Annotated in this window: 8 protein-coding genes; 6 read left to right on the forward strand and 2 right to left on the reverse strand. The window is 70.9% G+C overall.

Annotation, left to right across the window (positions count from 1 at the left end; all coding sequences use genetic code 11):
- The first annotated feature begins 11 nt into the window (after positions 1-11).
- Positions 12-1,124, forward strand: coding sequence for an ATP-binding protein (locus tag Q0Z83_RS52070; protein ID WP_317790989.1), 1,113 nt, complete (start codon positions 12-14; stop codon positions 1,122-1,124).
- A complete protein-coding gene (locus Q0Z83_RS52075) occupies positions 1,121-3,916 on the forward strand; it encodes a DUF5682 family protein (RefSeq protein WP_317790990.1) in 2,796 nt (931 codons plus the stop codon). The genes Q0Z83_RS52070 and Q0Z83_RS52075 overlap by 4 nt, the downstream gene beginning before the upstream one ends.
- A gap of 382 nt (positions 3,917-4,298) precedes the next feature.
- Here the strand turns inward: Q0Z83_RS52075 and Q0Z83_RS52080 are convergent, their stop codons facing one another.
- Positions 4,299-7,247, reverse strand: a complete 2,949-nt coding sequence (locus Q0Z83_RS52080) for a carbohydrate binding domain-containing protein (protein ID WP_317790991.1) — start codon at positions 7,245-7,247, stop codon at positions 4,299-4,301.
- Between the two features lie 231 nt (positions 7,248-7,478).
- Complete coding sequence (locus tag Q0Z83_RS52085) at positions 7,479-8,138, reverse strand: TetR/AcrR family transcriptional regulator (RefSeq protein ID WP_317790992.1); 660 nt, start codon at positions 8,136-8,138, stop codon at positions 7,479-7,481.
- 77 nt (positions 8,139-8,215) lie between these two features.
- Here Q0Z83_RS52085 and Q0Z83_RS52090 point away from each other — a divergent pair, with 77 nt between their 5' ends.
- The 4 genes from Q0Z83_RS52090 to Q0Z83_RS52105 all read left to right on the forward strand — a co-directional run bounded on the left by Q0Z83_RS52090 (position 8,216) and on the right by Q0Z83_RS52105 (position 16,635).
- On the forward strand, positions 8,216-9,640 hold the full coding sequence (locus Q0Z83_RS52090; protein ID WP_317790993.1) for an MFS transporter: 1,425 nt from the start codon (positions 8,216-8,218) through the stop codon (positions 9,638-9,640).
- 29 nt (positions 9,641-9,669) lie between these two features.
- A complete protein-coding gene (locus Q0Z83_RS52095; RefSeq protein ID WP_317790994.1) occupies positions 9,670-10,551 on the forward strand; it encodes a magnesium transporter CorA family protein in 882 nt (293 codons plus the stop codon).
- 82 nt (positions 10,552-10,633) lie between these two features.
- Positions 10,634-13,642, forward strand: a complete 3,009-nt coding sequence (locus Q0Z83_RS52100) for an FtsX-like permease family protein (protein WP_317790995.1) — start codon at positions 10,634-10,636, stop codon at positions 13,640-13,642.
- The gene (locus tag Q0Z83_RS52105) at positions 13,639-16,635 is read left to right on the forward strand and encodes an FtsX-like permease family protein (protein WP_317790996.1); all 2,997 of its coding nucleotides are present in this window, start codon (positions 13,639-13,641) and stop codon (positions 16,633-16,635) included. The genes Q0Z83_RS52100 and Q0Z83_RS52105 overlap by 4 nt, the downstream gene beginning before the upstream one ends.
- The last annotated feature ends 37 nt before the right edge of the window (positions 16,636-16,672 follow it).

Here is a 16,672-nt window from a genome sequence, read left to right on the forward strand (position 1 = left end):
AGACCGTCCCCATGAGTGACATGCTGCGCGCCCCCGCCGAGGTCAAGTACGCCGACGAGCTGGACTGGCTGGAGTCGGTCGACGACGGCCCCAAGCCGTTCTCCTGGCGGCTCAGCCCCAAGATGGTCCGGCTGTTCATTCTCGGTTCCGAGCGCGCCGACGGCCTGGACCGGGAGATTGCGCAGAAGTGGTTCGGCGACCGCAGCTTCGTCGAGCGGGCCATCGTCACCCTCGCCTCTGACCGTGGTCTGCTGCTGATCGGCGACCCGGGCACCGGCAAGAGCTGGCTGGCCGAGCTGCTGTCCGCCGCGATCAGCCGCAACTCCACTCTTGTCGTGCAGGGCACCGCCGGCACCACCGAGGACCACATCAAGTATTCGTGGAACGTCTCGATGGTCATCGCGAAAGGCCAATCCCGGGCGTCGATGATCCCATCGCCGATCATGACGGCCATGGAGACCGGCGTGATCGGCCGTTTCGAGGAGCTGACCCGGTCCACCAGTGACGTGCAGGACGCGTTGATCTCGATCCTCTCCGAGAAATACGTGTCGATTCCCGAGCTCGACGACGACAACATCGTCTTCGCCAAGCCCGGCTTCAGCATCATCGCCACCGCCAACAGCCGCGACCGGGGGGTCAACGACCTGTCCTCGGCGCTCAAGCGGCGGTTCAACTTCGTCCGCATCCCGGTCGTGACCAACAAGAAGAGCGAGGCGGAGATCGTCCGGTTCCGGACCGAGGAGTTGCTGCGCCGGCACAACATCGAGCTGGAGGTGCCACCCACCCTGCTCGACGTGTTGCTGCAGAGCTTCGCCGACCTGCGGGCCGCCGCGGCCTCGGCCGGCAGCGACGACGAGCGGCTCGAGTCGGCGCTGTCCACCGCCGAGCAGATCGGCGTTCTGGAGGACGCGATCCTGCACAGCAACTTCTTCGGCGCCCGGACCCTCACCTCGGAGACGCTCGCCTCGTCACTGGTCGGCTCGCTGGCCCGGCGTAGCCCGGAGGACCTGGCGATCCTCAACAAGTACTGGCACGGTGTGATCGAGCCGCGCAGCCGAGAGCAGAGCGGCGAGTGGGAGGGCTTCCTCTCCGGTGGCCGTCAGGCGATCGCGACCCTGTCGTGACCAGCCCTTTCGACCCGCTCCGAGATCAGCTGCTGGGTGCGGCCGAGTCCCTGGCGGACGGGCCGGCCGCGCTGCCGGAGATTCTCGCCGGGATCGTCGACGATGTCGACCACGCGCTGCGCGAGCCGCTGGAGATCTTCCCGGTCTGCCACCACTCACCGGCCTCGGCGCTGGCCATGCTCCGACGGCTGCGGGAGAAACAGCCGAAGGTGATCTACCTGGAGCTCTGCGAGGACCTCCAGCCGCTGCTGACCGAGCTGCGCAACTGCCGACTGCCGGTGGCGTTGCAGGCCTTCGCCTCCGAGCTGGACGGCTTCCCCAAGGAGTCGGCGCCGCTCTCGGTGATCGCGCCGATCACCGAGTCGTCCGCCGAGTACCAGGCGATCTCGTACGCCCTGGACACTCCGGGTGTCGAGCTGGTCCTGGTCGACAGGTCCACCGACCACGTCTTCCAGTGGCAGCCCGACGTGTCGTCACCGGCGGACACCCCGGAACCGGAGGACGATCTGCACGGCGACGCGGTCGGGGTGGAGATCGGTGACCTGCGACCCCGATTCGCCGAGCTGGAGGAGCACCTGCTGCACCACGGCCGGGTGCGGCACTGGTCGGAGTGGTGGGACCAGTATGTGGAGCAGCCGCTCGCCGGGGCCGACCACGAGACGTACCGGCAGGTCATGGTGCTGATCGGCAGCCTGTTCCGGCGGCTCGCCCCACACGACACGAAACGCTATGCCAGTGACGAGGACCGGGAACGATACATGTGGACCCGGATCCGCGAGCACCTCGGCCGGTCCGGCGCCGATCCGGCCGACTGCCTGTACATCTGCGGGGCGTTCCACGCGGCGAGCCGGGTGGCTGAGGCGGGTTCGGCGCCCGGCACCCCGGACTTCGCGATCACCCCGCGGACCGGGACGACGTGGCTCTACGGGCTGATCCCGTCCAGCCACTCGGCGATCGAGTCACAGTTCGGGCTGGCGCCCGGTTCGGTGTCGATCGCCGCCACCACCTGGCAGAAACAGCTGCTGAAACTGCGGCTCACCCCGTTCCGGCTGGAGGGGCAGAAAGGCGCCCGGAAGACGAAGAAGGCGCTGCCGCTGCCGGCCGCTTCGAATGGACCGGTCGTCGACCACCTCACCGGCTATCTGGCCGGGCCGCCGGTGCTCGACGGGCTCGACGAGGAGGAACTGCGCGGCTGGTGCGTCGACATCGTCCGGCTCGCCCGTCGTAACGGCTATCTCGCCAGCACAGCCGACGCGATCGCGGTGTTCGAGACGTCGGTGCTGCTGGCCGGGATGCGCGGGCGGGTACGGCCGACGCCGTACGACTTCCAGGACGCCGCGGTCACCTGCATCGAGAAGGACACCGTGCCCGGCCGCCGGGACGTGCGGCGACTCTGCGAGATCCTGCTCGGCGGTGACCGGATCGGGCAGGTCGGCTACGAGGCGCTGCCACCGCTGGCCCGGGACGTCTACGACCGGTTGGCCCCACTCGAGCTCGACCTCGAACAGCGCAGCATCCAGCGCGCGCTGCTCGACCTGTCCGCCCGGCCCGAGCTGGCCGGATGCTCGCAGCTGCTCTGGATGTTGCGGTATCTGCTGCCCGACCAGGCGGTTCGCCCGATCATGGGCAGCCGCAAGCTCGGTGAAAGACACATCCAGGAGAGTTGGGACCTCGATCTGGGCCGTAACCAGCGGGCCGTCATCGAGCTCGGCTACGAGGGCGTCACCGTCGAGCAGGTGCTGGAGCAGCGCCTACGCCGTGACGCCTGGGATCCGAAGGCGACCGCCGCCACCGCGCTCAAAGCGGTGGAGAACTCGCTGCTCTTCCTGGAGAGCCCGCGGCTCACCGACGAGCTGGGGGCGCGTGCGATCGAGCTGCTGGCAGCCGAGCGGACCGTCGACGACGCTCCGGACGTGCTGCGCCGGATCCGTCGGCTGCTCGGGCACTACCGGGCCACCGCGCCGGTGCTGCCCGGATGGTGCGGGCGGTTCGTCACCGAGGGGTACGCCCACTACTGCACCCTGCTGCCGACCGCCTTCGTCGAGGAGGAGACCGGGGTGCGGCAGGTCGGCGCGATGCTCGGCTTCCTGTTCAGCATGGAGAGCCTGGCCCTGTCGCTGGGCTGTGACCGCACCCAGCTGGAGATCGCGGTCCGGCAGTCGCACCCGGAGTCCCCGGCCAAGATCGCGCTGCTCTGGGCGGCGTTGCACCAGCTCGGCGTGCTTCCCTTGACCGACCTGCGGGTCCGGGTCGGTGAGCTGCTCGGCAACCCGCTGGTGGTGCCGTCCTTCCCGCAGTATGTGAGCGGGTTCGTGCAGGCGCTCGAACCGGTGCCGAGGCTGGCGCCGTTCGTGGTGGAGACCCTCTCCCAGGCGTTCGCGCGGCTGCCCGACCCGGTGTTGCTGCCCTGGCTGCCCAATCTGATCACCACGTTGAAACAGCAGGCGGCCGAGCTGGTGCCGGTGCTGACCCGGGAGGCCGGACGCACGTTCCCGGGATCGCTGGCCGCTCTGGACTCGTGGACCGCGCCGTGGAACGCCCCACCGCGCGCCCGGCCGTCGGCCGGACCGGGCGATGCGGCCGGACTCAGCGGGCCGTCCGGTCCGGCGGGTGCCGCGGCGGCGTTGCTGGCGGCCAACCCGGCCGCGGCGGACGCGGTGGCGACCATGCTCGGCTGCGAGGGCGGCTGGACGCCCCTGACCACCGAGACCGGCGGCGACGCGGCGGTGGTGGGGCTGCTCACGGCATACCCGGCCACCGCCGAGGCGGTAGCCGAGCTGATCGGCGCCTGACCGTTCCCGAGCTGATCGAACGCGGTCGGAAGCCGGTTTCGGCTTCCGACCGGGCGTTTCGTTCCGGTGGCGAGGGGGCTGCCGGAGCGAAGCGCGGACGTGGGTGGCTTGTTGCGGTGGGGAGGGGGCTGCCGGAGCGAAGCGCGGACGTGGGTGGCTTGTTGCGGTGGGGAGGGGGTGCCGGAGCGAAGCACGGACGTGGGTGGCTTGTTGCGGTGGGGAGGGGGTGCCGGAGCAAAGCGCGGATGCGGGTGGCGTGAGGGGGCTGCTGGAGCGAAGCGCGGATGCGGGTGGCCTGTTGCGGTGGTGCGAGGGCGCTGGAAACGGCCGCGCCGGCCGGGTTGGGGGCCCGGCCGGCGCGGTGAGTGGGGAAACGGGGCGGTTACTTGAGATAGGTGGTGGCGGTGCCGACCTTGCCGGGCGCCGGGGTGGCGCTCGTCGAGAGGACGTAGACGCGCAGGTTGCCCTTGGCGTTCAGGTCGATGGTCAGGGAGCCGCCGGTGACGGTCTTGGTGTCGCCGGTGACCGCGTCGACGTAGGTGCCGTTCGGGATGCCGCTGAAGGTGGCGCCGGCCGAGACCGCGATCAGCGCGAAGCTGTCCACCCCGTTGGCGGTGTAGCGACGCTTGTAGGCCATGTTGCCGCTGACGCCCTCGGTCGAGTACTGGCCCATCTGCAGGGCGGGGACCGCCCGGCGGATCTGGTTGAGCCGCTGCAGGTGCTTGACCAGCGGCTGGGACAGCGTGGTGGCGACCTGGCCACTGGCCGAACTGACCACTCCATAGTCGCCGGCGGTGACGCTGCCGGCGATCTGGTTGCCGTAGTAGGCACGGCCGGTGGTGGCGAGCGGGCAGGTCGGGCCGCAGTCGATCTGCTTGCCGGCCTGGAACTCGATCTCCGACCCGTAGTACAGGGTCGGGATGCCGCGGAACGTCCACATGAGCGTCATGTTCTCGGCCCACGCGTCGGTGCCGCCGGTGTAGCGGGTCGACGACTTGTTCGGCCCGTAGTCGTGCGAGTCGACGTAGACGACGTTGTAGGTGGCGTCGTTGACCGAGTCGTCCGAGTCCTTGCCGTTCCAGTACGCGTTGTTGGCGTCACTGAAGTTCATGTGCATCCGCATGTCGATGATGTTCATGCCGGAGAACTTCGAATAGTCGGGCGTGTGGTAGTTGTTGCCCGACAGGAACGCGTTGGTACTGGTCGGCTGGTTGCCCGTACCCAGATTGTTCTCGTAGTTGAATTGTTCGATCGCCGCCGTGACGTCGTCGGCCGAGTAGGTCGACCGCTCTTTCCAGGTGAAGAACTGGGCGGAGTGGTTGACCGAGCCGCGGTTCCACTTGTCATTCACGAATGCCGCGACCTCACCGAAGATGTAGAAGTCCTTGGCCTTGGTGGCGCCGTACTTCTGGGTGAGGATCTCCTGGAAGGCCGGCAGGAAGCGGCGGTTCCAGGTGACGCGGGGGATGTGCACGGCGGTGTCGATCCGGAAGCCGTCCACCCCCATGTCGATGTACTTCTTGTACGCCCCGATCAGGTAGTCCTGGACCACAGCGTTCTCGGTGTTCAGGTCGGCGAGGTCCTCGTGCAGCCAGCAGGACCGGGCGTCCTCACCCTCCCAGTTGCCGATCCAGCACTGGTGGAAGAGCGTCGACGGGAACATCTTGTTGGTCGGCTGCGGCCACTGACAGTTGTAGAGCGCGAAACCCTCGGGGCTCTTGCCCCCGGTCGCGACCCCGTAGTTGGGGCAGGTGTTGCCGGCCGGCGCGGTGCTGCTCCACAGATCGCCGTTGTAGGGACGGCCCTTGGCCAGCGCGTTCTGCGCCGCGGTCATCGTGGAGTCGTTGCCCTGGTGCTCCTCCAGCGGGTTGTAGGTCTTGCCGGCGACCTTCTCGCTGTAGAACCACTTCCAGTCGTTGTCCCGCGCGCCGTACACGGTCGGGGTGTAGAGGCCGTTGGCGCCCCACCGCGAGGTGTGGTTGAGAACGATGTCCTGGTAGATCTTGAGGCCCTTGGCGTGGGCCGCGTCGATCAGCTGCTGGTAGGACGCCCCGTTGGACTCCAGCCGCGGGTCGACCTCGTAGAAGTCGTAGCCGTGGTAGCCGTGGAAGTCGTAGTCGGATCGGTTCAGCACGACCGGCGTGATCCAGATGGCGGAGAAGCCGAGGCCCTTGATGTAGTCGAGCTTGTCGACCAGGCCCTTGAAGTCACCACGGAACATCGGGTCGTCGTTCGCCGCGTTGCCCGATTTGGTGTGCTGGCTGCCACCACGGTTGTTGGTGGTGTCGCCGTCGTTGAACCGCGCGGTGAGGATGAAGTAGATGCTGTCCTTGCGCGGGTCGCCGCCGAGCATCTCGCCGCCGGCCGGAGCCGGGTCGGCCGCGCCGGTGGTGACGGTCTTCGAGGCGGCGGTGGAGAGGTTGCCGGCCGCGTCGAGCGCCTGCACCTGGTACGTGTAGGCGGTGTTCGCGCTGAGGCCCCGGTCGGTGTACCCGGTGGTCGAGCTGCTCAGCACGGTGCTGCCCCGGGTGATCCGGTATCCGACGACACCCACGTTGTCGGTGGACGCGGTCCAGCCGAGGGTGACCGTGGTGCCCGCCGCGGTGGCGGTCAGAGCGGTCGGCGCGGTCGGCGCCGTGGTGTCGGCCGGGGCCGTCTCACACGGGTTCGCCGCGTTCGCGGTGACGACGCCGCCGTTGACGGTGCTCGTACCCGTACCCAATGCGTAGTTCTTGCTTGAGTTGTTGTCCCAGGTTCCGGAGCCGTTGTTGAAGGTGGCGGCCCAGGTGGTGGCGGTGCCGAGGCTGACCGTCTTGCGGACCCAGCCGGTGCAGGCCTCCTCGTTCATGACCACGCCGGGGACCGTGGTCCAGGAGCCGCCGGTCGGCGCGTAGTGCAGGTATGTCGTCGTCCACGCGGTCTTGTAGTAGACCGTGGCCGAGTTGCTCGCCGTGCTGCACGGGACGGACGAGCTGACCGCGCCACCGGAGATCGTGACGGTGCCCGTACCCACGCTGTAGTTGGCTCCGGAGTTGTTGTCCCAGGTGCCCGAGCCGTTGTTGAAGACGACCTGCATGCCGGTGGCGGTACCGAGGTCGAGTTCCTTCTCATACCAGCCGGAACAGCCGGTGTAGGCGCTCATCGCGACGCCGGGCACGGTCGTCCAGGAGCCGCCGGTCGGCGCGTAGTGGATGTTGACAGTCGTCCAGGACGTGGGCGCCTGGTAGTAGACGGTCACCGTGGTCGCCGCGTGCGCGGCGGGCAGTTCGGTCATGAGAAGCAGGGGTACGGCGCAGAGCGCGGCCAGCACTCTGCGGAGTATTCGGGACACGGGGCCTCCAACCACCTCGGGGGACGGGCGGTGTAACGGGGGAGATGCGGGCTCAACGAATCGGTAATCCCGCGTTCACATGACGTGGAAGCTAGCAACTTCTTTCAATTTCTGGAAGTCTCTGCCGTCCTCTTGCAAAAAGATGCACTGAGATGTCTCGATCTGTCCGATGGTGGACGGCAAGAAGGGGCGTGCCGCACGGTGCGGGCACGCCCCTTCAGGGAAGTCTGTCTATCGCTGGGGGGCCATCGCCTCCACGCCGGCGATCAGCAGGTCGACGGCGAAGGTGTAGTAACGGTCCATGTCGGGCTCGTCGCGATAGGACTCGGCGAGCCGGATCATCATCGGGAACCGGTGAGCGGGCATGCCCTCCAGTTGCACCCGTTTCTGCCGGCGCCACTCCGGCTCCTGATCGGCCGGGACGCCCGGCGGGCAGCCCGGCTGGCCGCTCACCACGCCCATGCAACCGTTCAAGAGGTACGTGGCCACCCAGTACCCCTCCTCGACGGTGAACCCGGCGTCGGCCAGCAGCGCCAGTGTGTCGTTGGTCGCCCGGTTGAAGCTCTCGGTCTGCGTCTTGTCCACCGAGTGCAGCAGGGCCGGCAGGGACGGGTGCTCGCGCATCACCCCGACCACCGTCTCGACGACCCTGCGTAGGCGTTTCTGCCAGGGATCGTCGGTGTTCGCATCGGCCCGCACATCCGTGAGCAGGTGATCGACCATGCCGAGGAGCAGCTCTTCCTTGTTCTTGAAGTGCCAGTAGAGCGCCATCGGGGTGACGCCCAGCTCCTTGGCGAGGCGACGGACCGTAACCGCGTCCAGCCCCTCCTCGTCGGCGAGGCGGAGCGCGCGGTCGGCCACGGCGGCCTTGGTCAGTCGATCACCGGTCACTTGACAACTATACGACGTACGGGTCTCATGTACGAGGTACATGTACACCGTACAAGTACGTCGTACAGGGGGATCTGATGGAGAAGAATCGCCGGTGGTGGGCGCTGGTCGCGGTAGCGCTCGGCACCTTCATGACCTACCTCGACAACAACGTCGTCAACGTGGCGCTGCCGTCGATCCAGCGGGACCTGGGCCTCAGCATCGCCGGGCTCGAGTGGATCACCAGCGCGTACATCCTGGTCTTCGCCGGGCTGCTGCTCGCCGGAGGCCGCGTCGCAGACGTCCTCGGCACCCGCCTCGCGTTCGTCGCCGGACTGGTGATCTTCACGGGCGCGTCGGTCGCGGCCGGGCTCGCCGACACCCAGGGGCTGCTGATCGGCGCCCGCGCGGTCCAGGGCATCGGCGCGGCGCTGCTCGCCCCGGCCTCACTGGCCCTGCTCCAGGAACTCTTTCCGGACCCGAAGGAGCGGGCCACCGCCATCGGCATCTGGGGCGGGGTGGGCGCGCTCGCCCTCGCCGTCGGACCGTTCACCGGCGGGGTGCTCAGCGAGCACGTCTCGTGGGGCTGGATCTTCCTGATCAACCTGCCGATCGGTGTCGCCACCCTCGCCCTGACCCTGGTCAGCGTGCCCCGCCGGCCGATCCGGGACGGCTGGTCGCTGCGCCGCCTCGACCCGGCCGGGCTCGCCTCCTCCTCGATCGGGCTGTTCGCTCTCACGTACGCCCTCATCGAAGGGGACGCGGAAGGCTGGACGTCGCCGCTCATCCTGGGATCGTTCGCGGTCGCCGCCGTGTCGGCCGTGGTGTTCGTGCTGCTCCAGAACCGCAACGTCGACGCCATGATGGACCTGAAGTTCTTCAGGTCCCGGATGTTCTCCGGCGGTCTCCTGGCGATGGGCCTGTGGGCCTTCGGCGTCTTCGGCATCTACTTCTACATGGCTATCTACCTGCAGAACGTTCTCGGGTTCACGCCGACCGAGGCGGGTGCGGCGTTCATCCCGATGGCCCTCATCACCGCTGTCGGCGCCGTCCTCGCACCCCGTCTGGAGATCCGGTTCGGCGTCGCCCGGGTGACCGCTTTCGGTCTTGCCGTGATGGCCGCGGCGATCGCCGGTATCGCCGGTTACGGCGCGGGGACCACCTACGGCGACCTGCTTCCGTGGTTCCTGCTCTACGGCGTCGGCGGCGGCCTGCTGATCCCGCTCAACACCGTGGTCGTCGACGCGCTGCCGCCGCAGCGGGCGGGTATCGCCTCCGGCATGCTCAACGTCTCCCGAGAGGTGTTCGGCCTGCTCGGCGTCACGGTGCTCGGCGCCATCCTGAGCAACCGCACCGAGGCGGCCGGCGGTGACTTCCTGGCCGGCTACCAGTTCGCCCTGGTGGTGGCCGCGGTGCTGGTGGCGGCCGGGGTGCCGGTCAGCCTCTGGATGCTGCGCCGTCAGGCTGCCGCGACCGAGCGCGAAGAAGAACAGGCGCTGCCGGCTCGCGCGGTCGTCAACTGATCGATCGTGGTCACGGCTTATCCTGAGCCGTGACCACTCGCCGTTACGTCGACGAGCCGAGCGGGGTGCTCTGGTACGACCTCGACGATCCGTCCGACGAGGAGTTGCGCACCCTCGCCACCCGGTTCGACCTGCACCCGCTCGCGATCGAGGACGCCCTGCAGGAGCATGAGCGACCCAAGCTGGACCACTACGAGAACCACCTGTTCCTCAACGTGTACGCCGTCGAGTTCGACGAGCAGCCGCGCAAGACCGGGATCAGCGCGTTCATCACCCCGCAGGCGCTGATCACCGTGCACCGGGAACCGTTCGACATGCAGCCGGTGCTGGACCGGTGGGCCGATGGCGAGCGGCCGCCCGGCGGCGTCGACTTCCTGGTCTACGCGCTGCTCGACCTGGTGGTCGACACTCAGTACCGGATCGCCCAGCGGATCGACGAGGCGATGGACTCCGTCGAGGACCGGATGCTCGGCGACGGCCCGGCGCCCCGCGACGTCCGGCGACACGGCTTCACCCTGCGCAGGCACCTGGCCGCTCTGCGCCGGGCGGTGGCCCCGATGCCCGAGGTGGCCCGCTCCCTGGTCGACAGTGAACAACTCCGGCCCTACTACCGGGACGTCGAGGACCACGCCCGGCTCGCCCTGGACCTGATCGAGCACTCCCGGATCCGGATCACCGAACTGCTCGACGACGACCTGGCCGAGCAGAGCAACGAGCTGAACGTGGTCACCCGCAAACTCGCCGCCTGGGCCGCGATCATCGCCATCCCCACCGCCCTGACCGGCTACTTCGGTCAGAACCTGCCCTACCCCGGGTACGAGCAGTGGTCCGGGTTCGTGGTCAGCACGGTGTTGATCGTGCTCTCGGCAGGCGGGCTGTACCTCTACCTCAAACATCGCCGCTGGATGTGAACCGGTTAAGCGCGGTCTGTCCACAGGGCCCCCGAGGCGGCCCCGGATCGCGTAACGTCCCCCGCAACCGGGGGAGGGGTGAATGTTCGCGCTCGTCTTCGGCGCGGTGCGGACCCGAGCCGCACAGGTGCTGACCATTCTGGTGCTGACCACGCTGGCGGCCGCCGTCGCCGCGGCCGGGCCCTGGTACGGGTTCGCCGCCGTGGGCAAGGCCGCCGACGCCTACCTGTCCGCGGCTCCGGCGAGCCAGCGGACGGTCACCGTGACCAGCCGCATCGACACCCGAGGCGACCCGACCGGCGCTCTGGACCGGTTCGCCGAGCAGGTGCGGGCCGGTCTACCGAAGGGGATCGACGGCGGTCTCCGCGGCCTCTCCGCGTCGATCAACGTGCAGACCGGGTCGTCGGCGAGCACCACCATCGACCTCGCCTACCGGGACGAGTTCTGCGACCGGGTCCGGCTCGACGGGGCCTGCCCGGCCGCCGCCGGTGAGGTGGCCGTCAGCCACGACGCCGCACGACGGCTCGGCGTCACCACCGGTGACGTGCTGACCGTGCTGACCACCACCTCGGGCGTCCCGCTGAAGCTGACCGTGGCCGGGCTGTACGCCCCGACCGACCTCACCGGGACGTACTGGTCGAGCCGCCTGTTCCGGTCCGTCACCGGGCCCGACCCGATGTTCACCGTGACCGGCACCTTCGAGCACAAACACCTGGCCGGCCCGACGGTGGCGTACGACGTGGTGCTCCCCGGCGCCCTGTTGCGCGGTGACGGCGGGTTCGATCTCAGTGCCGCGCTGGTCGCGTCGGACCGGCTTCTCGGCCAGTCCCAGCTCCGGCTCAACAGCCAGGCCACCCCGCTCCACCTGGCGATCGTCCGCGACCGCGCCACCATCCTGGACGGCATCTCGGCCTCCGGCGCACAGCTGCTGGTCCTCACCTGGTTCGCCCTCGGTCTCGCCGGTTGGTACACGTTGCGCGACCGCCGGGCCGACGCCGCCCTGCTCAAACTGCGCGGGGTGAGCCGGTTCGGGCGGCTGCGGCTGGCCCTCGGGCAGCATCTCGTCCCGCTGATCGGTGGCGCGCTGATCGGTGCGCCGCTCGGCTACCTGGTGGCGTGGGCGCTGGCCGGGCCGGTGCCGATCGCCGTGGACCAGCGGACCGCCCTGGCCTACAGCGCGCTGGCGGTCGGCGCGGTGCTGGCCGGCGGCCTCGCGGTACTGGCCACCGTCGAGGCCACGGTGCTCGGCCGGCCGGTCTCCGCGCTGTTGCAACGAGCCGGCTCGGGGCGCGGCTCCTGGCGGCCCGCCCTGGTCGACGTGGTCCTGCTCGCGATCGCCGTCGCGGCCCTCTACCAGGTCCGGTCGGCCGGCGCCGGTGACGGCCTGGGCCGGGCCGCGCTCGCTCTGGTCGCGCTCGCGGTCGGCCTGATCGCCGCCCGCCTGCTCAACCGGGCCGCCGACCGGGGCGGCGCCGCGGCCCTGCGGGGCGGGCGGTTGCGGGTCGGCCTGACCGCACTGCGGATCTCCCGGTCACCCGGCTCCGACCGACTGTTCGTGCTGGTCGTCGTCGCGGTCGCGCTGTTCGTCACGGCGGCCGGCGGATGGGCCGCGGAGAGCGCCGGTCGGACCGCCCGCGCCGGCGCCGAGCTCGGCGCGAACCGGGTGCTCAGCGTCACGGCGGCCAACCGGACCGTCCTGCTGACCGCGGTGCGAGCCGCCGACCCGGGCGGCCGGGAGGCGATGGCCGTGGTCCGCAACCGCAACGACACCGCCCAGGTCCTCGAGGTCGACACCGCCCGGCTCGGCGCGGTCGCCGCCTGGCGCCCCGAGTACGGCCCGGCCGGTGCCCTGCCGGATGCGGTGACGACCGCCGCGCTGCCCCCGTTGCCGCTGGTCACGGGCGAGCGGCTGACCCTGGCCGTGCGCCGCGAGGGCGATCAGGCGGTGGCGCTCACCCTGTACCTCCAGCACGAGTCGACGGGCCAGCCGGTGCGGGTGCCGTTCGGCGCGCTGCGCCCCGGCGACCAGACCGTCACCGTGCCGGTCACCGGTTGCACGGCCGCGCCCGGCTGCCGACTCGTTCGCTGGGAGCTGACCACGCCGCCCAGCGCGAACGGCCGGGTCCGTCCGGCCCCGACCGGATCCGCGGTCGTCCTGCGCCGCCTCGACCAGGGCGCCAACCTCCTCGACGGCACCACGCTCGGCGACATCGGCCGCTGGCGGGTCGGCACCATCGGTGCCGCCGTCGACCTGGTCGCGGCCGGTGAAACCCTCCGGCTGTCGGCCGACGACAACCACACCGAGGTGGACCGGGTGGGCGTCGAGGCGTGGGCATCCGACCACCTGCTGCCGCTGCCCGCCCTGCTCGCCGGTCCGGTTCCGGACCGATGGCGCGACGACGAGGCACTTCTTCCGGGGTACGGGGAGCTGAACCCGGTCCAGGTGGTGCGAAACGTGGCCGCCCTGCCCGCGGTCGGCGGCTCCGGCCTGGTCGTCGACCTGGACAGCACCCGGCGACTGGCCGCCGACGCCGACCCCGGTGGGCAGTTCGAGGTGTGGCTCGCGCCGGACGCCCGCCCCGACATCGTCGAGGCTCTCACCGCGGCCGGCCTGACCGTCAGCACCGACACCGACGTGGCCGCGCACACCGCCCGCCTCGGCACCCAGGGCCCGGCCGTCCTGGTTCGGTTCGAGCTGCTCGCCGGGGTCGCCGCACTGCTGCTCGCGGCGGCCGTGGTCGCGGTCGCGGCCACCGTGGACCGCCGCTCGCTGGCCGAGCAGCTGGCCGCGCTGCGCCTGCAGGGCCTGCCCCGCCGGGTCACCGTCAGCATCGGCTGGGCCGGCACCGCGGCGCTGATCCTGGTCGGTCTCGCCGGTGGGGTGCTGGCCGCACTGCTGGCCGTCGACGTGACCGGCCGGACCGTCCCGCCGTTCACCGACGGCTGGGCCGTGCTGCCACCACCCGGACCGCTCGACCCGGTGACGACCGCGCTGGCCGTGGCGGTGGCGCTGGCGGTGCTCGGGGTGACCGGCCGACTCGCCCTGCAACCGCTGATGAGAAGCCTGCGTGACGGGGAGGCCGGCCGATGATCTCCCTGGTCTTGGCGATGGTCTGGAACCGGCGCGGCCAGGCCGTCACCCTGGCCCTGCTGGCGATGCTCGCGGTCGCCTCCGCGGTGGCCGCCCCCGCCTTCGTGATCGCCGCCGAACGGGCGGTCGCCGAGGGACAGATCGCCACCGCGTCGACGAGCGAGCTGACCCTGGTCGCCCGCCGTACCACCGACAGCCTCCAGGAGGCGTCACCGAACGTCGGCATCAAGTTCCCCGACGTGGGCCGGGTGCTGCTGCTCGGGCTGGGCGGGTTCACCTTCTACCACTCCGCCGAGGTGCCGACCGTCGGTCTCGAGCCGGGCAACTTCCACCCGACCCGGTTCGTCTTCCGCCAGGAACTCTGCGCCCACGTCCGGGTGCTCAGCGGCCGCTGCCTGGCCGGCGAGGGTGACGTGCTGCTCGGCGAGGGCACCGCGAAACGGCTCGAACTGGCCGCGGGCGACCCGATCACGCTGACCGCGGCCCGGGCGAACGGCCTGGCCCGGCCACCCACCTGGGATCCCGACGGCCCACCCAAGAAACTCACCGTGGCCGGCGTCTACCGGGCGATCGACCCCACCGACGCGTACTGGGGGCTGCACGGCTACTTCGTCTCCGGCTCCGACGTCGGCTCCGGCGAACCGGTGTTCACCACCGCCGGGACGCTCGACACGATGAAGCGGACCACCACCGCCATGGCGATCGACGGCATCGCCCAGCCCGGCACCCTCGACGTCGACCGGCTCGACCAGCTTCGCGCCGACATGGAACGGCTCGACACCACCGCCGCCGAACTCCAGGACTCGCTCCAGTTCGACAGTGGGATCCCGCACCTGCTCGACCGGATCGACGAGGGCCGCGCCGCCGCCCGGCTGCTGGTCCCGGTGCTGGCGGTGCCGCTCGTCCTGCTGGCCTGTTTCACCATCTACCTGACCGTCGGATACGGGGCCGAGGGCCGGCAGAGCGAACTCGCCGTGGTGGCGCTGCGCGGCGCCCGCTGGTGGACCCGATGGTGGCTGGCCACCGGGGAGAGCCTGGTCGCCGTGCTGGGCGGTGCGGTCGCCGGGTGCCTGGCCGGACAGTTGCTGGTCAACGGTGCCGCCGCGGTCCTGTTCCCGGGCGCCGGGACGGCACCGGCCTTCACCTCGCTGCGGTATGCGCCACTGGCCGCGGCGGCCGCACTGGTCGCCGCGGTGGCCGCCCAACGACGACAGCTGATCAGCCCGGTCTCCCGGCTGCTGCGACGCACCCCACCCGCCGACCGGCGCCGCCTCGCCGCGGCCGAAGCGGTCGTCGCGGTGCTCGCCATCGCCGCAGGCGTCCAGTACTTCATCTCCGCCGACCCGCTCACCGGGGTCGGGCTGTTCGCGCCCGCGCTGATCGTGCTCGCTCTGGGCCTGATCGCGGCCCGCCTGCTGCTTCCGCTGGTCAATCGGTACGCCGTCCGCGCGCTGGCCCGGGGCCGGCTCGGTGTCGCGCTCGCCGGTCTCCAGCTGTCCCGCCGGCCCGGCGCCGGTCGCCTGTTCGCGCTGCTGGTCGCGTCGGTCGCGGTCGCCGGATACGCCGCCTGCACGGTCGACACGGCGGCCCGCGGCCGGGACGTCGAGGCGTCGCTCGGCACCGGCGCGGACCGGGTCCTCGTCGTCGAGTCGGTGACCCGGCAGGACCTGCTCACCGCGGTCCGCGCCGTCGACCCGGACGGCCGATTCGCGATGGCCGCCGTCCGCATCCCCGGCGGTTCCGGGACCCCGCCCGGCCTGGCCGTGGACACCCGGGCCCTGGCCGCGGTCCCGGCCTGGGCCGAGGGCGCCCCGAGCCGGACCGGGCTGCGGGCGGTACTCCACCCGGCGGAACCGCCACCGCCGGTCATCTACCCCGGTACGGACATCGCGATCGAGGTCACCGCCACCACGACCGGGGCCATGCAGTTGGCGGTCTCGCTCTCCGCGATGGACGGGCCCGGCATCCAGATCCTGGAGTTCGGCGACCTGAAGAACGGCACGCACACCTACCGGGAGACCGTGTCGATCTGCGAGAACAAGTGCCGACTCAACGCCATCCGGGTGTCCGGGACCGGCACCGCCGTGGAGGCCACCGGCGACATGGTGATCCGTGGGCTGGGTGCCGCCACCTCCGCCCCGCTGACCGACGCCGGGCGGTGGCGCGGCACCCGGTCGGCCCGGCTGTCGGCGGCGCCCGACGGTCTGCGGGCCGATCTCCGGGTCACCGGGGCGGTCGCCGACACCGCGTGGATCCAGCCGGTCACCACGCCGTACCCGCTGCCGGTGGCGTATGCGGGGAACCCGCCCGCGGCCGGGACGATCATCGACTCGGGCGCCACCACCATCCCGGTCGACGCCGCTGTCGCCCTGCCGGCGGTGCCCGCTCTCGGGCGTCAGGGTGTCATCGTCGACCTGGAGTACAGCGACCTGATCTCGGTCACCCCCAAGCTGGTGCCGCAGCCCGAGGTCTGGCTGAACTCGCAGGCACCGGCCGACATCCTCGACCGGCTCGGCGAGCATGGCCTTCAGGTGGTCTCCGAGAGTTCCGCGACCCGGGTCAAGGCCGGGCTCGACCGGCAGGGGCCGGCCGTCGCCCTCTGGTTCCATCTGCTCGCCGCGATCCTCGCCGGGTTGCTCGGAGCCGGAGCGCTCGCCCTCACGGTGGCCGTCGACCGGACCCGTCGCACCGAAGACCTCGCCGCCCTGCGTACCCAGGGACTCCGGTCACGGCCGGCCGGGCTGGCGACGCTCTGGACGTACCCGGTGCTCGTCGTCATCGCGACCACCGTCGGCGTGTTGGTCGCGGCCGCGGCCTGGCGGCTCACCGGGTGGGGATTGCCGCTCGCCGGGCTCACCCCGCCCGACCTGCCGCTGCCGGTCTGGCCCCGGCCGGTGGCGCTGCTGACGGCGGTCGGAGCCGTCCTGGCGGCCCAGTTCCTCGTGGCGATCCTGAGCGGCCGGGACCTGCGCCGCCGGATCGAGTCCCGATGACCGGCCGTCGGGGGGTTTTCATGTGGGTGATCGATGT

The sequence above is a fragment of the Actinoplanes sichuanensis genome (assembly GCF_033097365.1).
GTDB lineage: Bacteria > Actinomycetota > Actinomycetes > Mycobacteriales > Micromonosporaceae > Actinoplanes > Actinoplanes sichuanensis.